General features: G+C 67.5%; 19 protein-coding genes and 1 tRNA gene. 3 read left to right on the top strand and 17 right to left on the bottom strand.

What is annotated here, in order from left to right:
* The 7 genes from ACT54L_RS07735 to ACT54L_RS07705 form a co-directional block, all read right to left on the bottom strand.
* Complete coding sequence (locus ACT54L_RS07735) at positions 1-1662, bottom strand: hydantoinase B/oxoprolinase family protein (protein ID WP_476084960.1); 1662 nt, start codon at positions 1660-1662, stop codon at positions 1-3.
* Positions 1663-1760: 98 nt separating this feature from the next.
* On the bottom strand, positions 1761-3077 hold the full coding sequence (locus ACT54L_RS07730) for an aspartate aminotransferase family protein (RefSeq protein WP_476084959.1): 1317 nt from the start codon (positions 3075-3077) through the stop codon (positions 1761-1763).
* 25 nt (positions 3078-3102) lie between these two features.
* Positions 3103-3810 carry an ABC transporter ATP-binding protein gene (locus ACT54L_RS07725; protein WP_476084958.1) on the bottom strand — a complete coding sequence of 236 codons (708 nt, stop codon included), beginning with the start codon at positions 3808-3810 and terminating at the stop codon, positions 3103-3105.
* Positions 3797-4534: an ABC transporter ATP-binding protein gene (locus ACT54L_RS07720; RefSeq protein ID WP_476084957.1), complete on the bottom strand. Its 738-nt coding sequence runs from the start codon at positions 4532-4534 to the stop codon at positions 3797-3799. The genes ACT54L_RS07725 and ACT54L_RS07720 overlap by 14 nt, the downstream gene beginning before the upstream one ends.
* The gene (locus ACT54L_RS07715; RefSeq protein WP_476084956.1) at positions 4531-5490 is read right to left on the bottom strand and encodes a branched-chain amino acid ABC transporter permease; all 960 of its coding nucleotides are present in this window, start codon (positions 5488-5490) and stop codon (positions 4531-4533) included. Before ACT54L_RS07715 ends, ACT54L_RS07720 begins: the two co-directional genes overlap by 4 nt.
* A 3-nt stretch (positions 5491-5493) precedes the next feature.
* Entirely contained in the window at positions 5494-6369 is an 876-nt protein-coding gene (locus ACT54L_RS07710) for a branched-chain amino acid ABC transporter permease (RefSeq protein WP_476084955.1), read from the bottom strand.
* Between the two features lie 113 nt (positions 6370-6482).
* The gene (locus tag ACT54L_RS07705) at positions 6483-7631 is read right to left on the bottom strand and encodes an ABC transporter substrate-binding protein (protein WP_476084954.1); all 1149 of its coding nucleotides are present in this window, start codon (positions 7629-7631) and stop codon (positions 6483-6485) included.
* Between the two features lie 174 nt (positions 7632-7805).
* On the opposite strand from ACT54L_RS07705, the gene ACT54L_RS07700 reads away from it, so the two are divergent.
* Positions 7806-8594 (top strand): IclR family transcriptional regulator, encoded by a 789-nt coding sequence (locus tag ACT54L_RS07700; protein ID WP_476084953.1) that lies wholly within the window; start codon positions 7806-7808, stop codon positions 8592-8594.
* 20 nt (positions 8595-8614) lie between these two features.
* Here ACT54L_RS07700 and ACT54L_RS07695 read toward each other — a convergent pair whose 3' ends face one another.
* The 5 genes from ACT54L_RS07695 to ACT54L_RS07675 form a co-directional block, all read right to left on the bottom strand.
* Positions 8615-8755 carry a DUF2474 domain-containing protein gene (locus ACT54L_RS07695; protein WP_476084952.1) on the bottom strand — a complete coding sequence of 47 codons (141 nt, stop codon included), beginning with the start codon at positions 8753-8755 and terminating at the stop codon, positions 8615-8617.
* On the bottom strand, positions 8755-9765 hold the full coding sequence (gene cydB / locus ACT54L_RS07690) for a cytochrome d ubiquinol oxidase subunit II (protein WP_476084951.1): 1011 nt from the start codon (positions 9763-9765) through the stop codon (positions 8755-8757). Before cydB ends, ACT54L_RS07695 begins: the two co-directional genes overlap by 1 nt.
* A gap of 12 nt (positions 9766-9777) precedes the next feature.
* Positions 9778-11193, bottom strand: coding sequence for a cytochrome ubiquinol oxidase subunit I (locus ACT54L_RS07685; RefSeq protein WP_476084950.1), 1416 nt, complete (start codon positions 11191-11193; stop codon positions 9778-9780).
* Positions 11194-11898: 705 nt separating this feature from the next.
* Positions 11899-11985, bottom strand: a tRNA-Leu gene (locus ACT54L_RS07680).
* A 268-nt stretch (positions 11986-12253) separates the two neighbouring features.
* Positions 12254-13720: an NAD(P)-binding domain-containing protein gene (locus ACT54L_RS07675; RefSeq protein ID WP_476084949.1), complete on the bottom strand. Its 1467-nt coding sequence runs from the start codon at positions 13718-13720 to the stop codon at positions 12254-12256.
* Positions 13721-13923: 203 nt separating this feature from the next.
* On the opposite strand from ACT54L_RS07675, the gene ACT54L_RS07670 reads away from it, so the two are divergent.
* Positions 13924-15228: an MFS transporter gene (locus ACT54L_RS07670; protein WP_476084948.1), complete on the top strand. Its 1305-nt coding sequence runs from the start codon at positions 13924-13926 to the stop codon at positions 15226-15228.
* A 76-nt stretch (positions 15229-15304) separates the two neighbouring features.
* Here ACT54L_RS07670 and ACT54L_RS07665 read toward each other — a convergent pair whose 3' ends face one another.
* Complete coding sequence (locus tag ACT54L_RS07665) at positions 15305-16318, bottom strand: 1-aminocyclopropane-1-carboxylate deaminase (RefSeq protein WP_476084947.1); 1014 nt, start codon at positions 16316-16318, stop codon at positions 15305-15307.
* Positions 16319-16464: 146 nt separating this feature from the next.
* Between ACT54L_RS07665 and ACT54L_RS07660 the strand changes: the two genes are divergently transcribed.
* A complete protein-coding gene (locus tag ACT54L_RS07660) occupies positions 16465-16944 on the top strand; it encodes an Lrp/AsnC family transcriptional regulator (RefSeq protein WP_476084946.1) in 480 nt (159 codons plus the stop codon).
* 66 nt (positions 16945-17010) lie between these two features.
* Here ACT54L_RS07660 and ACT54L_RS07655 read toward each other — a convergent pair whose 3' ends face one another.
* From ACT54L_RS07655 to ACT54L_RS07640, 4 genes are read right to left on the bottom strand one after another with little or no spacing between them, the layout of a single operon-like run.
* Positions 17011-18420, bottom strand: a complete 1410-nt coding sequence (locus ACT54L_RS07655) for a M20 family metallopeptidase (protein ID WP_476084945.1) — start codon at positions 18418-18420, stop codon at positions 17011-17013.
* 26 nt (positions 18421-18446) lie between these two features.
* The gene (locus ACT54L_RS07650) at positions 18447-19424 is read right to left on the bottom strand and encodes an ABC transporter ATP-binding protein (RefSeq protein ID WP_476084944.1); all 978 of its coding nucleotides are present in this window, start codon (positions 19422-19424) and stop codon (positions 18447-18449) included.
* A complete protein-coding gene (locus tag ACT54L_RS07645) occupies positions 19421-20401 on the bottom strand; it encodes an ABC transporter ATP-binding protein (RefSeq protein ID WP_476084943.1) in 981 nt (326 codons plus the stop codon). Before ACT54L_RS07645 ends, ACT54L_RS07650 begins: the two co-directional genes overlap by 4 nt.
* Positions 20402-20404: 3 nt before the next feature.
* Positions 20405-21319, bottom strand: coding sequence for an ABC transporter permease (locus tag ACT54L_RS07640; RefSeq protein ID WP_476085183.1), 915 nt, complete (start codon positions 21317-21319; stop codon positions 20405-20407).
* Positions 21320-21321 lie beyond the last annotated feature (2 nt).

The following is a 21321-nucleotide window of genomic DNA, read 5'->3' as shown; positions in this document are numbered from 1 at the left end:
TCACTGCTCCCTCTCGCTGGTGGTGACGAGGCCTTGGGCGAGGTCGCGGGCATGGGCCGCCGCCGCGCGCTTCTCGGGTGGCCCCCAGCCGCCGCCGCCGGCCGAGCGGATTTCCAGTGTGTCGCCGGGGCGCAGCTCGATGCCCACTTCCTTGGTCTTCAGTGGGCGCGGGGGGCGACCCTCGGAGATGAGGCGATAGGCGTGAGGCACGCCGTCCTCGCCGCCCTGGAGGCCACAGGCGCCATGGCGGGTGCCGTCGCCCGCCGTATTGGCGAGGGCCGGCTTCTCCGTCTCCAGCACCAAATCGAGCGCCACGCCGAGGCCGCCGCGATGCTGGCCGCGCCCGCCGGAATCGGGACGGAATTCGTGGTGCCGGAAATGCAGGGGAAAGCGGGCCTCCGCCACTTCGATGGGGCCGAACTTGATGCCGCCCACCGTGTGCCATTCGCCGATGGACGACCATCCGTCTCCCCCCGGCGACGCGCCCCCGCCGGGCCGGGCCTGGAACATGTGCCAGATGAAGGGGCGGCCATTGCGCGGGTCCTCGCCCTGGATGGCTACGCGGAAGCGCCGGCTCCAGCCGGCCATGGCCCGATCCGGGCAGCATTGGGCCATGGCCTTGATGACCGCTTCCACGATTTCATTGGAGGGATGGCTGGTGCACATGGTCACCGGCCGGCCGGGATCGGCCCACACGATGGTGCCCTGCTTCAGCACCACCTTCAGCGGGCGGAGCGCGCCGTCATTCTTGGGCGTCTGCGGGTCGATGAGATAGGCGAAGGCCATGGCCACGGCGGCCTGGGTGTTGGCGTGGGAGGAGTTCACGAAGCGGTCGGTCTGCGGGTCAGATTGGGTGAGGTCCACCTCGATGTCGCTGCCGGTCTTGGTGACGCGGGCGGCGATGCGCAGGTCCGTGCGGGTATGGCCGTCATCGTCGAGGAAGGCCTCGCCCTCGAAGACGCCATCCCGCCAGCCGGCCACCACCGCGCGGGTCTGCTGCTCGGCGGCGTCGAGGATCGCCTCCACGGCGCGCTCCACCATGTCCAGCCCGAACTCGGCGAACAGCTTCTCCAGTTGGCGCTGGCCGAGATGCGCCGCGCCCACCATGGCGGCAAGGTCACCCCGGAAGTCGCGGGGGTTGCGCACATTGAGGGCCAAGAGGTCGAGAAAGTCCGCCCGCAGGGTACCGGCGTCATAGAGCCGGACGGGGGGCACGCGCAGGCCTTCCTGCCAGATTTCGCTGGCCTGCGGATTATAGCCGCCATGGGTGGCGCCGCCGATGTCGCTCTGATGGGCGCGTACGATCGTCCAGAGCATGCGGCGCCCCTGCGCGAACACGGGCACGAAGGCGGTGAGGTCCGGCAGGTGGCTGCCGCCATGGTAGGGATCGTTGAGCAGGAACACGTCGCCGGGGGCGATGTCGTCGAAGCGCGCCTCCACCGCCCGCGTCGCCCAGGGCAGGGCGCCCACATGCACGGGAATATGGTCCGCCTGCGCGATCAGACGCGAGCGGGTGTCGCAGATGCCGATGGAGAAGTCGCGGCTGGAATTGAGGATCTGGGAGTAGGAGGTGCGCAGCATCGCCTCCCCCATCTCCGCCACGATGGAGGAGAGGCGGTGCTGGACGACGGAGCGCGTGATGGGATCGACCGCGGTCGACATGGGCATGCCTTTTCGTCGCGTGCGGGGGCATCCGGCGTCCCTCAGGGGCGCCGCGAGCCTCGCGCATGGGTTGGAAGCGGAACTGAAGGGAGTTGAGACTACATGGCCGCCACGTCGGCGATGGAGGCCGAGATCGCGTCGACGATGTGGTCGAGATCGGCGTCGCTCATGGGGGTTGAGAGGGCAAAGAGGCCATAGCCGGCCGCAAGCACCCCCCGGTTCAGCAGGCCCAGATTGAAGCGGGCAAGGCGCGCCGCCTCCTGCGGGGTCTGGTAGGCGCTGCGATAATCGCGCACCGGCCGGTCGGTGAAATGGATCTTGGCCAGCGAGCCGAGGCCGACCGCGCGGCCGGGCACGCCATGGCGGGCGAAGGCCTCGTTGGTGCCGGCGCGCAGGCGTTCGCCGATGGCATCGAGCCGGGCGAAGGCGGTCTCGTCCAGCATTTCCATGGCCGCATGGCCGGCGCGCATGGTGACCGGATTGGCCGAGAAGGTGCCGCCATGGGGCAAGGCGGGCTTACCGGAGGTGGGATCGAACACGGCCATGAACTCAGCCCCGCCGGACACCGCGCCCACCGGGAAGCCGCCGCCGATGATCTTGCCGAGCGTGGTCAGGTCCGGCTGGATGCCCCACAGCCCCTGCGCACCCTTGTAGCCGAGGCGGAAGGTGATGACCTCGTCGAAGATGAGGAGCGCGCCCACCTCCCGCGAGACCTGCCGCAGGGCCTCAAGATAGGCCCGGTCCGCCGGCACCAGGCCCGCCCGGTTGGGCATGGGGTCCACCAGGATGCAGGCCAGATCCCGCCCATGTTCGCGGATGAGGCTGACCGCCGCGTCCACGTCGTTGAAGGGCAAGGTGAGGGTGTCCGCGAGCACGTTGGGGGGCGTGCCCTTGGCATAGGCCACCGAGACCGGCGCATTGGCGCCCCAGGTTTCCGGGCCCGGGTCCAGGCTCACCTCGGCATAGTCATAGGAGCCGTGATAGGCCCCTTCGCACTTGGCGATGCGGGCGCGGCCCGTATAGGCGCGGGCGGCTTTGAGCGCCATCATCACCGCCTCGGTGCCGGAATTGCAGAAGCGCACATGGTCGACGCTGTCGAGGCGCTCGGCGAGCAGCTCCGCAAGATCGATCTCCGCCTCTGTGGGCATGCCGAAGGCGCTGCCAAGGGCGATCTGGCGGGTGGCGGCCTCCACCAGGCGGGGATGGGCATGGCCATGGATGCCGGCGGTGAAATTGTTGATGCAGTCGATGCGCGACACGCCGTCCACATCGATCACCCGGCAGCCTTCGCCCCGTGCCGCATAGACCGGATAGGGCTTCATGAAGACGGTGGTGCGGGTATTGCCGCCGGGCAGGCTCTTGAGGGCGCGGCTATAGAGGGCCTGGGAGCGGGAGGAGGGGTCGGGATAGGTCATGGGGGGACACTCCATCGGCGCCGGTTCAGCGGCCGAGATAGGCTTGGCGGACGCGGTCGTCCTGCTTCAGGGAAGAGGCGCTGCCTTCGGCGGCGATGCGGCCGTTTTCCAGCACATAGCCGCGGTCGGCCACGGCGAGCGCCAGGACCGTGTTCTGCTCCACCACCAGGATGGTGAGGCCGGCGGCGGCGATCTGGCGGATGCGCTCATAGACCTCTTCCGCGAGGCGCGGGGCGAGACCGAGGGACGGTTCGTCGAGGAGCAAAAGGCGGGGGCGCGCCATGATGGCCCGGCCGATGGCCAGCATCTGCTGCTCGCCGCCCGACAGCGACCAGCCGAGCTGGACCCGTCGCTCCTTCAGGCGCGGGAAGAGATCGAACACCTGTGCGAGATCATCGGCCACCGGCTGGCCCATCCGCCGCCAGGGGGTGGCGCCGAGGATGAGGTTTTCTTCCACGGTGAGGCCGGGAAAGATGCGCCGCCCCTCGGGAGCCTGGGCGATGCCGAGCTTCACGCGCTTTTCGCTGGCGATGCCCGTGATGGCCCGGCCCTCGAACAGGATGGCGCCGGACTGCACGGCGTTGAGGCCTGATATGGCCCGCAGCAAGGTGGTCTTGCCCGCGCCATTGGCGCCGATCAGCGCCACCGTCTCGCCCGCGCCCACATGGAGAGAGAGGCCGTGCAGGGCGACATTGCCGCCATAGGCGACCACCAGATTTTCAGTCGCCAGCATGGCTGTAGCCCTCCCCGAGATAGGCGGACAGGACGGCCGGATCGCGCTGCACCTGCGCCGGGGTGCCCTCGGCGATGCGGCAGCCGAAATTCAGCACCAGGATGCGTTCGGCCAGCCGCATGACCATGCCCATATTGTGCTCGATGAGGACCACGGCGAGGCTGTGCTCCGCCCTGAGCGCCGTGAGGCGCTCCATCAGCAGTTCCACCTCGCCCAGATTGAGGCCGGCGGCCGGCTCGTCGAGGAGGAGGAGGCGCGGCCCGCAGGCCAGCGCCCGGCACAATTCCACCATGCGCCGTTGGCCGTAGGAGAGGGCGCTCACCATCCGGTCCGCCTCATCGGCGAGGCCCATGCGGGCGAGAATGGCGAGCGAGGCCTCCCGCAATTGGCGCTCGCTGCGGCGGGGCTGGATGGCCGCGCCGGTCATCACGTTTTCCAGCACCGTGAGGCGCGGGAACAGCCGACCGTGCTGGAAGGTGCGCCCGAGGCCCGCCCGGATGCGGCCGTGGGTGGGCGTCCGGGTGATGTCGCGGCCGTCGAAGCGGACCGTGCCGGTGGTGGGGAAATCCAGCCCCGTCAGCACATTGAGGAAGGTGGACTTGCCCGCCCCATTGGGGCCGATGACGGCGACGAATTCCCCCGCCGCCACAGCGAAGTCCACATCGGACAGGGCCATGAGCCCGCCATAGCGTTTCGAGATGGCAGAGGCCTGCAGCAGTGTCATGGCGTCGACCTCTTCGCGGTCTTCTTCGCGAGGTTCCGCACACGGCCGACCAGACCGACCAGACCGGTGGGAAGGAAGATGAGGATCAGGAGCAGCATCAGGCCGAAGAAGGCGAGATAGGCATCGCCCAGGAAGCGCAGCCATTCCGGCAGGAAGGTCAGCAGCACCGCGCCGATGATGGCCCCCGCCACGGACCCCTCACCACCCACGATCAGCATGGCCAGATAGACGATGGAGTGGGCGTAGTTGAAATCCTCCGGCGCCACGAACCGCATGTGGGTGGCGAACAGCACGCCGGCGAGGCCCGCGAACGCCGCCGAAAGGCACAGCGCCGCGATCTTCACCCGCGTTACGTCGATGCCGATCATGCGCGCGGCGGTCTCGTCGTCGCGCACGGCCATCATGGCGCGGCCGTGGCGCGAATGCTGGAGGGCGATGGCGATGGCCGCGCAGAGCGCCAGGAAGAAAAGGGCAAGCCACAGGAAGCGCCGCTCGTCATCGAAGGCGAAGCCCGCGAGGCTCAGCCCCGGTATGCTGGAAATGCCGTTGGTGCCGCCAGTCAGGCCGATCCAATTGGTGGCGACGATGGTGAAGCTGACATTCAGGCCCAAGGTGGCCAGTGCCAGATAATGACCCTTCAGCCGCAGCAGAGGCGTGCCGATGAGCGCCGCAAAGAGCGTCGTCACCAGGATGGCGGCGAGCATGGCCAGCCAGGGCGACCAGCCGCCGGACGTGGTCAGGATGGCCAGCGTATAGGCGCCGAACCCCACGAAGGCGGCGCTGCCCAGCGAGATCAGGCCCGCAAGGCCGAAGGCAAAGTTGAAGCCGATAACGGCGATGGCGGAGATGACAGAGACATTCAGGAGCCGCAGCCGGTAGTCGGCGAGCACCAGGGAGAGCAGCCCGCCCAAAATGAGAATGGCGAGTGCCGCGAGGAGGGGATGGCGCAGGCGCATGGCTCAGCCCCTGTCCTGGATGCGCTCGCCGAACACGCCCTGCGGGCGCACGAGCAGGAAGAGGATCATGACCACGAAGGCGATGAGGTCCTTGTAGGCGGACGAGATGTAGGAGGCGCCCAGAAGTTCGGTGAGGCCGACGATGAGGCCCCCCGCTATGGCGCCAGGCAGGCTGCCGAAGCCGCCGATGATGGTGGCCGCGAAGGCTTTCAGCGCGATGGGGTCGCCCATGTTCACGTCGGCGAACCACATGGGGCCGAGCAGGAGGCCGGCAATGCCGGCCAGCACAGCGGCCAGTATCCAGGTGAGCGCCAGCAGCAGGTTCACGTTCAGACCCATGAGGCGGGCCGCCTCCATGTCCTGCGCCACCGCCCGCATGCCGATGCCCAGCGCCGTCCGATAGAACAGCAGCCAGATGAGCCCCACCAGCAGCGCCGTCACCACCACGGTGAGCGCCGCATGGGCCGTGATGACCGCGCCGCCAATGTCGAGGGTGACGCCCTCCAATGGTGAGGTCAGGCGGAACGGCCAGGAACCGAATCCCAGCAGCGCCGCATTCTGCAGGATGATGCCCACCGCCACCGTTCCGATGATGACGGTCACCACCGGGCTCGCCCGCAGCGGCAGATAGACCAGGATGAAGAACAGCACGCCGAAGGCCACCATGGCCAGCAAGGCGGCGCCATAGCCAACGGGCCAGGGCAGGCCCAGGTTGGTCATCATGGCGACGCCCGAGAAGGTGCCCAGCATCACGAATTGCCCGGCGGCGAAATTCACCACGCCGGTGGCGGAATAGACAATCACGAACCCCAGCGCGGCCAGCGCATAGACGCTGCCGAGGGCGAGCCCGTTGACGAACAATTGGATAAAATCTGCCATGCTGCGCTCGCGATGGGTCATTCGCGCCGGAGCTGGGCTCCGGGCGGGGCGTCACTGGCGAAGGTGTTGAAAGGCGCGGCCGGCGAGGGGCGGGCCGGCCGCGCCGCGAGCGGTCAGTTGACCGTGACGGTCTTGACCAGCTCGAAGGTCTTGGTGCCGGGCTTGGCCTTCACGACGGCGAGGTCATGCACGCCATTGCCCTTGGCATCGAAGGAATAGACATGGCCGATGCCCTTCCAGTCGCGCACCTGGGCGAGCCAGTCCCGCAGCGCCTTCGGGTCGGTGCCCACCTTGCGCATGCCCTCGGCCATGATGAGCGCGCCGTCATAATAGGCCAGGCCATAGGGATCGGGATCGATGCCGTATTCGGCCCGGTAGCGCTCGATGAACTCCTTCATCCGCCCGCCGGCGGCCGGGTCCATATAGGCGTCCACCACGCCGGAGACGTTTTCAAGGTCGCCAGGCGAGATGAGTTGCAGGGCGGCAGGCACCAGGGCGGCCGATGAGGTGATGATCGGCATCTTCAGGCCGAGCATCTTGGCCTGCCGCAGCAGCAACGCGCCATCCTGGGGATAGACGAACATCAAGATCGCATCTGCGCCCTTGCTGCGCAGGGCCAGCATCTGGGCGGAGAAATCCTTGTCGTTCTGGCCATAGGCCTCCATGCCCACGGCCGGCGTGCCGGCGGCCTCGAAGAGCTTGGCCGCGATCTGCGCGCCGCCCTGGCCGAAATCGTTCTGGATGAAGAGGATGCCCGGCTTCTTCGCGCCGATGAGCTTGGCCGCCTCCACCATGCCGGCGGCGGAGACGCTGTCGGCCGGGCGCACGCGGAACAGCCATTCATTGCCACCCTCCGCCACCACGTCGGCGCCGCCCGCATACATGGCGGGCACGGCCACCTTCTTCAGCTCGGGCGAGACGGCCAGGTTCTGGGTGGAATAGCTCGACAGGAAGTAGAAGGCGGGCTTCACCTCCTGCGCCAGCTTCATGAAGGCGTTCACGGCGGTGCCGTTGGAGGCCTGCGTATCCTCGAACACGAACTTGACCTTGCGGCCATTGATGCCGCCGGCGGCGTTGATGTCCTGCTCGGCCATGCGAAGGGAGTTGTGATACTGCTTGCCGGTCAGGGAGAGCGGGCCCGTCATGGGCACGGTCGCGCCCACCAGGATGTCAGTCTGCTGGGCCAGTGCCGCGCCCGCACCGATGGACGCAAGGCCGGCGGCCAGCGCCAGCTTCAGAAACTGCTGTCTCGTGAAATCCATCTTGGAACCCTCTGTTGAAAGGCCTCGGGGCCGCGCTGAGCGGTGACGCCTGCACGTCGCCGGCTTGCGCTGCTCTCTTGACATATTCCGATAATCGGAATATCGTTCTGTTTATCGAGTAAACCTTAGAAGCCTGTCCGGGTGCTGTCAACAACCGGACGGGAGGGAGTTGTCATGGTGGATGAGGCAGGCGCGGAAAGCCCGCTGGAGCGCTACATGCGCCTCTTGGAGCTTATTGCTGGTTTTCCCGCCGGCTTGGCGCTGGCCGACGTGGCCGAACTCTCCGACCTGCCGAAGACCACCGCCCATCGCCTGTTGAAAGGCCTCGTCAAAGCGGGGCTGGCGGCGGGCGGGCAGGGGGGGAAGGCCTATGTGATCGGCCCGCGGCTTTCGCGCATGCTCCATTCCACCGCCGATGACGGTTGGCTGGAGGTTCTGGTGCGCCCGTCTTTGGTGGCGCTGGCGCAGCAGTCCGGGGAGGCCTGCTATGTGACCCGGCTCGTCGGCAGCCGCGTGTTCGTGGTGGCCTCCCAGGCGCCCGAGGTCCGCTGGCGCAGCTATGTCCAGCCGGGCATCGAGATGCCCCCCAATGCCGCCGCCACCAGCAAGGCCATCATCGCCTTCCAGGATGAGGCGGTGATCCGCCAGGCGCTGGCCGCCGACTTGCCCAAGCTGACGGTGAACACCCACACGGACGAGGCCTGGATCCGGGAGGAGTTCGCGCGCGTGCGCGCCCAGGGCTATGCCACCTGCATCGGCGAGGTGGACGAGGGCCTTGCCGCTCTCGGCGCGCCCGTGCGCCAGGCGGATGGGCAGGTGCTGTACGCGGTGGGCCTCACCGGGCCCCTGCCGCGCATCATGAATGACGATCTGCCTGCACGCCTCGCCATGCTCACCGCTGCGGCTGACGATTTGGCGGGCCGGCTGGCGCTGGGGACCCGGCGTGCCAGGGAGGCGTCCTGACGGCCCGCGAGGTTGTTGCCTCAGGCCGTCATGCCGGCGAGCTTCATCAGCAGCCGGAACAGCAGGGCGACTACGGCAAGCGCCGCGATGCTGCCTGCCCAGATGAGCACCAGCCAGCCGGTGCGGCGCAGCCAGAGCGTGCGGTCCGGTGTGGTCGGCATCAGTGATAGCCCTCGCCAGCCTTCACCTTGCCGCGGAAGACGTAGTAGGACCACGCCGTATAGGCCAGGATGAAGGGGATGATTAACAGCGCCCCCACCAGTGCAAACCCCAGGCTCTGCGGCGGCGCGGCGGCGCTCCAGATGGAGGTGTCCGGCGGGATGATGTGGGGCCACAGGCTGATGGCAAGGCCGCTATAGCCCAGAAACAGCAGCGCCAGCGCCAGCACGAAGGGCGCCGCATGGGCGCTCTCGCGCGCGAGGGCCTTCAGCAGCGCGACGGTCGCGAGCCCCACCAGCAGTGGGACCGGGGCGAAAAACAGCAGGTTGGGCAGCGCGAACCAGCGCTCGGCCACCGCGGGATGGGCAAGCGGGGTCCACAGGCTCACCAGGGCGATGCTGCCCAGCAGCACCAGCGTTACCGGGCGGGCAAGGTCCCGCATTCGCCGTTGCAGCGGGCCCTCCGTCTTCATCACCAGCCAGGTGGAGCCCAGCAGCGCATAGGCCACCAGCAGCCCGAGGCCGGTGAACAGGCTGAAGGGCGTCAGGACGTCCAGGACGCCGCCGCCATAGGCGCCGTCCTCCACCTTGAAGCCATTGATGAAGGCGCCCAGCGCCACCCCCTGCGAGAAGGTGGCGATGTAGGAGCCCCACATGAAGGCCTTGTCCCAGAACGGCTTATGCCCCTCATCCGCCTTGAAGCGGAACTCGAAGGCCACCCCGCGCCAGATCAGGCCCGCCAGCATGGCCATCAAGGGCAAGTAGAGCGCACTCAGAATGACCGCATAGGCGAGCGGAAACGCCGCGAGCAGTGCCGCTCCACCAAGAACGAGCCAGGTCTCGTTGCCATCCCACACCGGGGCGACACTGTTGACCATGACGTCGCGATCCTCCCGGTCCCGCACGAAGGGGAAGAGAAGGCCGATGCCCAGGTCGAAGCCATCCATGATGACATACATCATCAGGCCGAAACCGATGATGAGTGCCCACAGGAGGGGAAGATCGATGCCCATGGATGTTCCTCCTCAGTGCGGGCCGGGGGCGATGCGGTCGGGGGCGGCCGACAGGGGGCGCGCCGGCCGGCGGGACTGGCTTTCGTCCTGCGGCGGGGCGTCGTCATGGCCCGGGTGCGGGCCCTTCGCCACCAGCTTGAGCATGTAGCCGACGCCGGTGCCGAAGACCGCGAAATACATGACGATGAAAACGATGAGCGTCGTGGAGAGCACCAGCGCCGAATGGTTCGACACGGCGTGCTCGGTGCGCATGACGCCATAGACCACCCAGGGCTGGCGTCCGATCTCCGTCGTGAACCAGCCGGCGAGAATGGCGATGAGGCCGGAGGGTCCCATGACGGTGGCGAACCGCAGGAACCATGGGGCCTGGAAGAGGCGCCCGCGCCATCTGAGCCAGAGGCTTCCCGCCCCCAGCGCCAGCATGAGGACGCCGAGCCCCACCATGACGTGGAAGGACCAGAAGACCACCGCGGCATTCGGCCGGTCCTCGGGCGGGAAGTCGCTCAGGCCCGGGACTTGCCCGTCCAGGCTGTGGGTGAGGATGAGGCTGCCCAGCCGGGGGATCTCGATGGCGTAGCGCGTCTCCTCGGCCGCCATGTCCGGCAGGCCGAACAGGATGAGCGGCACGCCGGCGCCCGGCGTGTTGCGCCAGTGGCCTTCCATGGCGGCGATCTTGGCCGGCTGGTGCTTCAGCGTGTTGAGGCCATGCTGGTCGCCGATGGCGATCTGCAGCGGTGCCGTGAGGAGCACCATCCACATGGCCATGGAAAACATGGTCCTGACGTGGGGCGTGTCGTTGCCGCGCAGCAGGTGCCAGGCGCCGGAGGCCCCCACGAACAAAGCGGTGGCCAGGAAGGCGGCCAACGTCATATGGGCGAGGCGATAGGGGAAGGACGGGTTGAAGATGACCTTGAACCAGTCCACCGGCACCACCACCCCATTGAGGATCTCGTAGCCCTGCGGGGTCTGCATCCAGCTGTTGGAGGCCAGGATCCAGGTGGCCGAGATCAGGGTGCCGATGGCCACCATGATGGTGGAGAAGAAGTGCAGGCCCGGCCCCACCTTGTTCCAGCCGAACAGCATGACGCCGAGAAACCCCGCCTCCAGGAAGAAGGCGGTGAGCACCTCATAGGCAAGCAGCGGTCCCGTAATGGAGCCGGCGAAGGCGGAGAAGTAACTCCAGTTGGTGCCGAACTGGTAGGCCATGACAAGGCCGGACACCACGCCCATGGCGAAGTTGACGGCGAAGATCTTGGACCAGAACTGATAGAGGTCGCGATAGACCGCATCCTTCCTCCACAGCCACAGACCTTCCAGCACGGCCAGGTAACTGGCAAGCCCGATGGTGATGGCGGGGAAGATGATGTGGAACGAGACGGTAAAGCCGAACTGGATCCGCGCCAGTTCCAAGGCAGTCAATCCAAACATGCCGGTGCCTCCTGCGCCTCGGGCCGGGCTCCGCTTGCGCGCCGCAGGTATGTCGCGTCAGCGGTCGCCATCCGTCCGCATGTCGCCGGGGCGGCCGCGCCGCGCCCGAGGTCTGTCATCGGGGCCATGTCAGTGCGCCTCCGCCTGGGCATGGGGGTCTTCCATGTGTATGGATTATAAACATACATTGTGAGTAGCAATGTATGGATTAAATTGCAAGGCCCGGTCCGTCCGCCGCGCAGGGCGGCGCGCTGAAATTGTCGCCCCACGCAGGGGCTCTGATCCCCTGCATCCGCGCCTGAAGGGAAGGTGCCCCTGCGTGCCATCCGCGAAGCGCCGCAGGTGAGCCGGTGCATCCCTGGGCGCCAAATGCTGATTGGGAGACGGAGACTCTCCCTCAATGTGTGGAATGTATGGTCTATATGTATGGTTTTGTGCGCCGACATCCGGACATTGTGTTGCCGCGCCCGTTCTTGCCGCTGGGAGTCCTCGCCCCGAAGAGAGAAGCCCGGACGGCCGCCCGTCGTTCCACGCCGTCCCTGGAGACGTGTCCGCGCCGCACCCGGGGCCACCGGCAAGGGGGCGCTGAGCGACAGGCGCGCACGGTCGATCGGTGTGTCGCCAGCGAGCGCCGGCGATCCCGAGGAGGTCCTGAACGTAAGGTGGTCAACACGGGAGACTGGAAAGCACCTGGGGGGAGAGGGATGGTGCGGGCGGTCGGACTCGAACCGACATATCCGTGAGGACGGCGGATTTTGAGTCCGCTGCGTCTACCAGTTCCGCCACGCCCGCACATGGCGGCCGATTCGACCCTCGGTGCATGGCGCATCTCGTGCACCAAGCGCCTGGCGAGGCGTCTTCGACCGCTCTTATCGAGCCTCTATAACCCTATGACCTTCATCGCCTTTCAGCGATCTGCGACGGTTGCGAGGGGCGATCGCCGCTCTTGCAGCGGGCTGACGCGTCCCGAACTTCCATCGCATGGAAGCCTTAAATATAGGGTCGCGGCGTGTCAGCCAACAAAAAATGAGCCCTTCCCCACTGCCGTGCGGCGCACCCCTCACGCCCCACCGGACGGGGACGCGGGCGGACTGTCATATTCTTCGCCCGTGAGGTCGGGTTCGTCGAAGGAGGTGAGCCGCGCCACGTGATGGGCCTCGTCGGCCAGGAACAGGTCGCGGCTGATGGTGCGGACGAGGCGCGGGACGCCGTGCTTCAGGCTGCCGATATCGCCGGCGCCGCGCGCGAAGCTCGTGGTGGCCGCCATATTGTAGAGGTGGAGGTCTTTCAGATAAGGCGCGGTGCCGGGCACCTTCTCCTGGAAGGCAAAGCCGCCATCCAGATAGGGGCCGAGGCCAAGAGCAGTGCTTTGAAGGTCCGCCGGGGGGCTGTAGCGGTCCCGCCACAGGGCGATATGAGCGGCAATGCCCGCGAGCTCGGGGCGGGCGGCAAGGTTCACGTCATAGCCCGTCCCGGCGATGACCACGTCGAAGTGGTAGCTGCCGCGCGGGGTCTCGATCTCCACGCCGTTGGCGAGGGGACGGGCGGCCGTCCAACCCTCGGCCAGATGCAGGCGGAAGGCGGGGAGATCGGTGGCCCGGCGCACGGTGTCCGCGATGGGCCCCACCGCCCGGCTGCGATAGAAGGACATCAACGCCCAGCGGGTTGCGTCCGGCAAATCGTGGAAATTGTCGAGCACGCCCGCATAGGACATGGCTTTCAGCGTGTTGACGCGGTTCAGGTCCGGGCTGCGGCAGAAGAGATCGGCACTCTGCGCGCCCCGCTCAAGCGCGGTCGCTGCTGCGTCGAAGGCGGCGGATGCCGCGCCGAGGATGCCGATGCGCTTGCCGCGCAGGGCCTCGAAATCAATGTCCTGTTCGGAATGCAGCCGAAGATGCTCCGGCAAGGCGGCAAGAAGGGCAGGCATGTGAGGGCGCCCCCCGCCCGCCATCCCGGTGGCCAGCACGATCTTGCGCGTGGTCTCGCTCCTGTGCATGCCCTGCTCGGACAGGTGCACGCGGAAGCCCTCCGCCAGCGGTTCGATCCGAAGCAGGCGCACGCCGTTGCGCACCGGAACCTTCACCGCGTGGCGAAACCATTCCACATAATCTGCCCAGTCTTCCCGCCCGCAGCGCACCAGCGCCTCATAGGCGGAGGCGCCGAACTTGGCTTCGTACCAGGCGCGGAAGCTCAAGGCGGCGATGCCGCCCTCCGGGCCCGGCAGCGTCTTGGCAGAGCGCAAGGTGCGCATGCGGGCCGTGTTGCGCCACACCCCTTCCCGCCCGGCGGGCGCCGAATCGATAACGCTGGTGCGCGTGATGCCCGCCCGGCGCAGGGCAAAGGCCACCGCGCACCCGCTCTGCCCGCCGCCCACGATCAGCACGTCATGGTCGAAGCCCGTCCGAACCGGCACCCAGCCTGGGGCATCGTCGCCCAGATAGGCCACATCCCGGGTGGCGGTCGCCACAAGGGCATCAAGCGCCTGCTGCGCGTTGGGAAGCGGGGCGGCGGCCGGAGGGGTGGGCATGGGCACAGCTCTGAAGGCGGCAAAAAGGCAGGAACGCCATAAGGGCGCGTCTTGCTTGATTCATCAACTCTCTTTGTGCGTTGCACCAGACACCCAGGGTTGGATCGCGCGCGTCGTCGGCGCACCGCCCGACCTGACGCGGCGCGGCCGTTGACGCCGCCGCCCCGCCGCTTCACAAGCGCGCGGGGACTTCAAGGGTGGGGATGATCTTGCAACAGGCAACCTCCGGTGCAGGCGAGGTGGAAACCCGGGCATTCGCCAAGGCGGTGCGCCGGCTCATTCCCTTCATGATGCTGCTCTATCTGGTCAGTTTCCTCGACCGGGTGAATGTGGGATTTGCCGCCCTCACCATGAATGCGGATCTCGGCTTTTCGCCGGAGATCTATGGCTGGGGCGCGGGCATCCTCTTCATCGGCTATTTCCTGTTCGAGGTGCCAAGCAATCTCATGCTGGAGCGGGTGGGGGCGCGGCTGTGGATCTGCCGCATCATGGTCACCTGGGGGCTGATCTCGGCGGCCACCGCCTGGGTCTCGGGCACCACCTCCTTCTTCATCTTACGCTTCCTGCTGGGGGCGGCGGAGGCGGGCTTCCTGCCGGGCATGATCCTTTACCTCGGCTATTGGTTTCCGCTCGCCGTGCGCGCCCGCTACATCGCGCTTTTCATGGCGGCGGTGCCCATCGCCAGCGCGGTCGGCGCGCCGCTTTCGGCGGCGATCCTGGAGACCCATGGCCTGCTCGGCCTGGCCGGCTGGCAGTGGCTCTTCATCATCGAGGGGGTGCCGGCCTGCATCCTGGGCATCATGGTGCTGTTCTTCCTGCCGGACGGGCCGCAGGATGCCCGCTGGCTGGACCCGCAGGAAAAGGCCGCCATCGCGGCGCGCCTGGCGGCGGACCATGCGGGCGAGGACACCGCCACCCATCACGCCCTGTGGCCGGCGCTGCGGGACCACCGGGTGCTGCTGCTGGGGGTTATCTATCTCGGCATCGTCGTGGGCATCTATGGCATCGGCCTGTGGCTGCCGCAGATCATCCACGCGCTTGGCTATTCCACCCGCGAGGTGGGGCTCATCCTGATCGTGCCCTATGCCTTGAGCGCGGTGGGCATGCTGGCCTGGGGACGGCATTCCGACCATTCCCGCGAGCGCATCCTCCATGTGGCGGCGGCGGCTTTTCTCGGGGCCATCGGCCTAGTGGCGAGCGTCCACACCTCCTCCCACCTGCTGGCCATCCTGGCGGTGACGGCGGCGTCCGTGGGCCTTTACGGCGCGCTCGGCCCCTTCTGGTCCGTGCCGCCGCTCTTCCTGCGCGGCACGGCGGCGGCGGCCGGCATCGCGCTCATCAATTCCATCGGCAATCTCGGCGGCTTCTTCGGGCCCTATCTGGTGGGCTTCATCAAGGAGCACACCGGCCGCTTCACCGCCGGCTTCGAGGTGCTGGCCCTGGTGGTATGCGCGGCGGGTCTGCTCACCTTGTTCCTGCGGCGGCTCATCGGAACGCGGCGGGCCTGAGGGCCGATGCCAAATGAAAAGGGGAGGCGCCACCCCCGCGGACGCCTCCCCTTCCGATCAGGCCGGCTGTGTCTGATCAGCCGTTGCGGAAGGCGTAGCCATAGCCATTGAGGGCGGGCGCGCCGCCGAGATGCGCATAGAGCACCTTGGAGCCTTCCGGGAAGTAGCCCTTCTTCACCAGGTCGATCATGCCCTGCATGGACTTGCCCTCATAGACGGGGTCCGTAATCATGGCTTCCAGGCGGGCGACGAGGCGGATGGCATCCTTGGTCTCTTCGGACGGCACGCCATAGACCGGATAGGCATAGTCCTCCACCAGCACCACGTCGTCCTCGGTGATCTCGCGGCCGAGCTCCACCAGGTCCGCCGTGCGCTTGGCGATCTCCAGCACCTGCGCCTTGGTCTGGGCGGGGGTGCAGGAGGCGTCGATGCCGATGACACGCTGCGAGCGGCCGTCCTTGGCAAAGCCCACCGTCATGCCCGCATGGGTGGAGCCGGTCACGGTGCACACGATGATATAGTCGAACTTGAAGCCCAGCGCCTCTTCCTGCGCCCGCACTTCCTCGGCAAAGCCCACATAGCCAAGCCCGCCCTTGGGATGCACGGAGGCGCCCGCCGGGATGGGATAGGGCTTGCCGCCGGCGGCCTTCACCTCGGCGATGGCGTCTTCCCAGCTCTTGCGGATGCCAATGTCGAAGCCGTCATCCACCAGGCGCACGTCCGCGCCCATGATGCGCGAGAGCATGATGTTGCCCACCCGGTCATAGACCGCATCCTCGTGCGGCACCCAGGCTTCCTGCACCAGGCGGCACTTGAAGCCGATCTTGGCCGCCACCGCCGCGATCATGCGGGTGTGGTTGGACTGCACGCCGCCGATGGAGACCAGCGTATCGGCATTGGAGGCGATGGCATCGGGGATGATGTATTCGAGCTTGCGCAGCTTGTTGCCGCCATAGGCGAGGCCCGAATTGCAGTCCTCGCGCTTGGCATAGAGCTCCACCTTGCCGCCCAGGTGCTCGGTGAGGCGCGAGAGCTTCTCGATGGGGGTGACGCCGAAGGTGAGGGGATAACGTTCAAATTTGGAGAGCATGGCCGATCCCGTGGAAGGTGTTCTGATGGGCCGGATGCTAGTCACAGCCGATGTGAAATGTCCTTTCTTTCTGCGGCCTCATATTTTCTCCATTGCGTGATGATGTTAGAATTTCAGGCGATTTGATCTCATTTTTGGCGCATAGTATGAAAGAGTCTTCCACGCCCGACGCCCTCCACCGTACGGACATGAAAATCCTGCGCCTGCTGCAGCAGGACGGGCGGCTCACCAATGCGGAACTGGCGGAAAAGGTGGCGCTGAGCCCGGCCACGTGCCACCGGCGCACCCAGGCGCTGGTGCGCGCGGGCTATATTTCCGGCTTCCGGGGCATGGTGGCGCCGCAGAAGGTGGATCGGGGCGCGCTGGTGATGGTGGGCGTGGTCCTGGACCGCTCGACGCCGGAGAGTTTCGCCGCTTTCGAGGCGGCGGCAGCAGCCTTGAGCTTCGTGCTCGATTGCCATCTGGTGGCGGGGGATTTCGACTATTTCCTCAAGATCCGGGTCTCCGACATGGCGGACTTCAACCGCATCCATGCCAATTGCCTGATCGCCTTGCCGGGCGTACGGCAGACCCGCACCTTCTTTGTCATCAAGGAAGTGGTAGACAATCGGCCGCTGGATTTCTGACCGCCGTCCTCAAACAAAAAGGCCGCCCCGAGGGACGGCCTTTTCCAAGCAGCGGGCCCGCGCGGATCAGGCCGCCCGCGCCTCCAGCACCGCGCCGCCTTCCTCGCCCAAGTCATAGAACAGCCCGGCCATGAGCTGGAGCGCTTCCCGCGCCACCGAGGCCAGCAGATGCTCGTTGGGCGCGTGCTGGGAGCAGGCCGGATAGGAGTGGGGCACCCACACGGTGGGCATGCCCAGGATCAGCGCGAACACGTCATTGGGCAGCGAGCCGCCCAGGTTTGGCAAAAGGGCGGGCGTCTTGCCGGTGGTGCGGGTGATGGAGGCGAGCGCCCAGTCCACCCAGGGGTCGGAAGGGTCAAGCCGGGTGGCCTCGAAAGTGGCCGAGCGGGCGGGGCGCACTTTGACCATGCCAAGGCCGCGCGCCGCCAGATGCGCTTCCACCAGCGGGATCACCGTCTCCGGGTCCGTTCCCACCACGAAGCGCAACTGCATGGTGGCCTTGGCGGAGGGAGGCACCGCATTGGCCGGCTTGTCGGGCGCGCCGGTGACGAAGGCGAGCACTTCCAGCGTGTTCCAGGCATAGACCTTCTCCGCGGGGGTGAGGCCCGGCTCCCCCCATTCGGGATCGATGTCGGGATCGCCCATGCCCTGTTCCAGCGAGATGCCATCCAAGGCCGCGCGCACGGAGGCGGGGATCTCCTTCGGCTTCAGGCCATCCAGCAGGATGCGGCCCTTGGAATCCACAAGACTCGCAATGGCATGGGCGAGCAGCGTGCCGGCATTGGAGAGCGCTCCGCCCCAATTGCCGGAGTGATGGCCGCCGGCCCGCAGATTGACCTCCAGTTCGAAATTGAAGGCGCCCCGCGAGCCCAGGAACACGGTGGGGCGCACGGCGGACAGGCGTGGCCCGTCCGAGCCGATCAGCACATCGGCCTTGAGTGCCTCGCTCTCCCGGCGGGCCAGCTCGCGCAGGCCCGGCGAACCGGCTTCCTCGCCCATCTCGATGAGCAGCTTGCAATTGAAGCCGAGCCGCCCGCCCCGCACCGCCAGCACCTGCGCGAGGGCGGCGAGATTGATGGAGTGCTGGCCCTTATTGTCGGCGGTGCCGCGGCCGTACCAGCGGTCGCCTTCCTCCACCAGCGCCCAGGGCTTCAGGCCCTCGCGCCAGCCCGCATCCTGGCCGAACACCACATCGCCATGGCCATAGAGCAGCACGGTGGGCAGGCCGTCGGCCTCGTGGCGCTCGGCGATAAGGAAGGGGCCGTGGCCGGGGGCGGGATTGTCGACGATGCGGGACGAAAACCCGAGCTTGCCCACGGTCGGGATGATCTCGTCGGTGAGATAGGCGCGCAGGGCATCCAGGCTCTGGCCGGTCTGGCTCTCGGTGGGCATGGCGACCCGCCGGGCAAGATCGGTGCGGAAGTCTCCACGGTCGAAATAATTCGCCGCGCGGGCGACGGCTTCTTGTCGGCTCATGTCAACGGGACCTTACTGGGAAGGGATCAGGCGGCGCTCGGCAGGGTGGTCGGCGTGGCGAAATGGCAGGCGGCATAGCCGTCCGGCAGCGAGTGGGCCTCGGGCGAAATGCGCTGGCACAGATCGCGCGCGGCGGGGCAGCGGGGCTGGAAGGCGCAGCCCGGCGTTGGCGTCAGCGGATTGGGGAAGACGGCGCCGAGATGGGTGTCGGGCACGCCAAGATCGGGGTCGGGGGTGAGCACCGACTCCAGCAGCGCCCGGCTATAGGGATGCTGCGGCCCGGCAAACAGGCCGGCGCGGGTGCGCTCCTCCACGAAGCGGCCGAGATACATCACCGCCACCCGGTCGGCCAGATGCTCCACCACCGCCAGATTGTGGCTGATGAAGAAATAGGTGAGCCCCAATTCCCGCTTCAGCTCCAGCAGCAGATTGAGAATCTGCGCCTGGACGGACACGTCGAGCGCGGAGGTCGGCTCGTCGCAGATCACCACTTCCGGCCGCATGATGAGGGCGCGGGCGATGGCGACGCGCTGGCGCTGGCCGCCGGACAATTGGCTCGGACCGGCATCGAGGAGGCGGCGGGGCAGGCCCACCACGTCCAGCATCTCCAGCACCTTCTTGCGCCGCTCGGCCGCGCTACCGATGCCATGCACCACCAGCGGCAAGGCGATGAGATCGGCGATGGACTTGCGCGGGTTGAGCGAGGAATAGGGGTCCTGGAAAATGGGCTGGATCCGCCGCGCCACCGCGATGCGATCCGTGTCGGCGATGGGCGTGCCGTCGATGCGGATCTCGCCGGAGGAGGGGGGCAGGAGGCCCAGCAGCATCTTGGCGAGCGTCGACTTGCCCGAGCCGCTTTCCCCCACCAGGGCATAGACTTCGCCCCGCCGCACCTGGAGCGAGACACCCGCCACGGCGGTGAGCGTCGCCTTGGGGCGGAACAGGCCCTGCGACACCTGGAAGGTGCGCGTGACGTCTTTCAGTTCGAGGACGATGTCGCTCATGCCGCGGCCTCCGGGATCCTGGCGTGCAGGCAGCGCACGTCGTGGGCGGGCTCGGGATGGAGAAGGGGGATGGCGCCGGCGCATTCCGGGCCGGCCAGATCGCACCGGTTGCGGAAGGCGCAGCCCTCCAGCCGGCCGATCAGGTTCGGCACCTGGCCGCGTATGGCGCCCAAAGGCGCGCCCGGCACCGTGCGGCCGGGCACCGGGATGCAGTCCAGCAGGCCGCGCGTATAGGGATGGGCGGGATGGCGGAAGAGGGTGCGGGCGGCGCCCGTCTCCACCAGGCGGCCGGCATACATCACCCCCACCTTGTCGGCGACCCGCGCCACCACGCCGAGATCGTGGGTGATGAGGATCACCGCCATGCCGAACTCCTTCTGCAGGTCGGCGATGAGGTGAAGGATCTGCGCCTGGATGGTCACGTCGAGGGCAGTGGTGGGCTCATCGGCGATGATGAGCTCGGGGCCGCACATGAGGGCCATGGCGATCATCACCCGCTGGCGCAGGCCCCCGGACAGCTGGTGGGGATATTGCGACAGGCGGCGGGCGGCGGCGGTGATGCCCACTTTTTCCAGGAGATGCACCGCCCGGTCGGTGGCCTCGCGCGCCGAGACCTTGCGGTGGCAGGTGAGCGCCTCGGTCAGCTGGTTCCCGATCGTATAGGCCGGGTTCAGCGAGGTCATGGGCTCCTGGAAGATCATCGCCATCCGGTTGCCCCGCAGCCGGCGCATGCCAGCGGCGGAGAGTGTCGTCAGGTCGGTGCCGTCGAAGGAGAGCCGTGCGGCCTTGCGCTGAACACGCTTGGGCAGCAGGTCCATGAGGGCCAGCGAGGTCAGGGACTTGCCCGAGCCGCTTTCGCCCACGATGGCCAGCGTCTCGCCCCGCTCCAGGGAGAAGGAGACGCCGCTGACCGCATGCAGCACGCCGGCGCCCGTGGGGATGTCGATGACGAGGTCTTTCACCTCCAGGAGGGCCATGGCTCAGTTCCTGTTCTCGGGCGCGGTGATGTCGCGCAGCCCGTCGCCCATGAGATTGATGGCCAGCACCAGCACCACGAGAGCGGTCGCGGGAATGGCGATCACCCAGGGGCTGAAGAACATGTATTGCTTGCCCTCGGCGATCATCAGGCCCCACGAGGGCGAGGGCGGCTGGACGCCAAGACCCAGGAAGGACAGCGCCGCTTCCAGCAGGATGGCGTGGGCCATCTCCAGCGTCGCCACCACGATGAGCGGATTGAGGATGTTGGGCAGCACCTCGGAGAGGATGATGCGCGGCGTCGAGCAGCCGATGGCGCTGGCGGCGGCGATGTAGTCCGAGCCCACCACTTGCTGGGTGGCCGAGCGGGTGACCACCGCAAAGCGATCCCACAGCAGGAGGCCGAGCACGATGATGACGCCTTCCAGCGAGCTGCCCACCAGGGCCGCCGAGGCCAAGGCCACCAGCACCACCGGAAGGGCAAGGCGGGTGGTGACGATGTAGCTCAGAACCGCATCCACCCGGCCGCCGAAATAGCCGGCGCACACGCCCAGCACCGTGCCGATGATGCCGGAAATGACCACCGTGACGGTGCCGATGAGCAGCGAGATCTGCCCGCCGTAAAGGAGACGGCTGAGATAATCGCGGCCCAGTTTGTCGGTGCCGAGAATATGGTTCCAATTGCCCTTGGCGTCCCAGACCGGCGGCACGAGGCGCTGGGCGAGGTTCTGGGCATAGGGATCGTGCGGGGCGATGAGGGGCGCGGCCAGTGCCAGGAGCACGATGAGAGCGAGCAGCCCTGCGCCCATGAGAAAGCCGCCATGGCCGAGGCTTTTGAGCAGGAAGGTGTGGAGGGGCGCGCGGCGAACCGGAGGCTGGTCCAGCGGGCCGGGCTCGGAGGTGGCGGATGTGAGGGTCATGG

This window comes from Aquabacter sp. DMC10 (assembly GCF_056314145.1).
Note: the sequence above shows the minus strand (reverse complement) of the source record. Positions and strands in the feature narration are given on the sequence as shown.

Bases quoted from the DNA above. Each gene is read 5' to 3' on its own strand.
- ACT54L_RS07735 (WP_476084960.1), bottom strand. From the start codon at position 1,662: ATGTCGACCGCGGTCGATCCCATCACGCGCTCCGTCGTCCAGCACCGC.
- ACT54L_RS07730 (WP_476084959.1), bottom strand. From the start codon at position 3,077: ATGACCTATCCCGACCCCTCCTCCCGCTCCCAGGCCCTCTATAGCCGC.
- ACT54L_RS07725 (WP_476084958.1), bottom strand. From the start codon at position 3,810: ATGCTGGCGACTGAAAATCTGGTGGTCGCCTATGGCGGCAATGTCGCC.
- ACT54L_RS07720 (WP_476084957.1), bottom strand. From the start codon at position 4,534: ATGACACTGCTGCAGGCCTCTGCCATCTCGAAACGCTATGGCGGGCTC.
- ACT54L_RS07715 (WP_476084956.1), bottom strand. From the start codon at position 5,490: ATGCGCCTGCGCCATCCCCTCCTCGCGGCACTCGCCATTCTCATTTTG.
- ACT54L_RS07710 (WP_476084955.1), bottom strand. From the start codon at position 6,369: ATGGCAGATTTTATCCAATTGTTCGTCAACGGGCTCGCCCTCGGCAGC.
- ACT54L_RS07705 (WP_476084954.1), bottom strand. From the start codon at position 7,631: ATGGATTTCACGAGACAGCAGTTTCTGAAGCTGGCGCTGGCCGCCGGC.
- ACT54L_RS07700 (WP_476084953.1), top strand. From the start codon at position 7,806: ATGGTGGATGAGGCAGGCGCGGAAAGCCCGCTGGAGCGCTACATGCGC.
- ACT54L_RS07695 (WP_476084952.1), bottom strand. From the start codon at position 8,755: ATGCCGACCACACCGGACCGCACGCTCTGGCTGCGCCGCACCGGCTGG.
- cydB (WP_476084951.1), bottom strand. From the start codon at position 9,765: ATGGGCATCGATCTTCCCCTCCTGTGGGCACTCATCATCGGTTTCGGC.
- ACT54L_RS07685 (WP_476084950.1), bottom strand. From the start codon at position 11,193: ATGTTTGGATTGACTGCCTTGGAACTGGCGCGGATCCAGTTCGGCTTT.
- ACT54L_RS07675 (WP_476084949.1), bottom strand. From the start codon at position 13,720: ATGCCCACCCCTCCGGCCGCCGCCCCGCTTCCCAACGCGCAGCAGGCG.
- ACT54L_RS07670 (WP_476084948.1), top strand. From the start codon at position 13,924: ATGATCTTGCAACAGGCAACCTCCGGTGCAGGCGAGGTGGAAACCCGG.
- ACT54L_RS07665 (WP_476084947.1), bottom strand. From the start codon at position 16,318: ATGCTCTCCAAATTTGAACGTTATCCCCTCACCTTCGGCGTCACCCCC.
- ACT54L_RS07660 (WP_476084946.1), top strand. From the start codon at position 16,465: ATGAAAGAGTCTTCCACGCCCGACGCCCTCCACCGTACGGACATGAAA.
- ACT54L_RS07655 (WP_476084945.1), bottom strand. From the start codon at position 18,420: ATGAGCCGACAAGAAGCCGTCGCCCGCGCGGCGAATTATTTCGACCGT.
- ACT54L_RS07650 (WP_476084944.1), bottom strand. From the start codon at position 19,424: ATGAGCGACATCGTCCTCGAACTGAAAGACGTCACGCGCACCTTCCAG.
- ACT54L_RS07645 (WP_476084943.1), bottom strand. From the start codon at position 20,401: ATGGCCCTCCTGGAGGTGAAAGACCTCGTCATCGACATCCCCACGGGC.
- ACT54L_RS07640 (WP_476085183.1), bottom strand. From the start codon at position 21,319: ATGACCCTCACATCCGCCACCTCCGAGCCCGGCCCGCTGGACCAGCCT.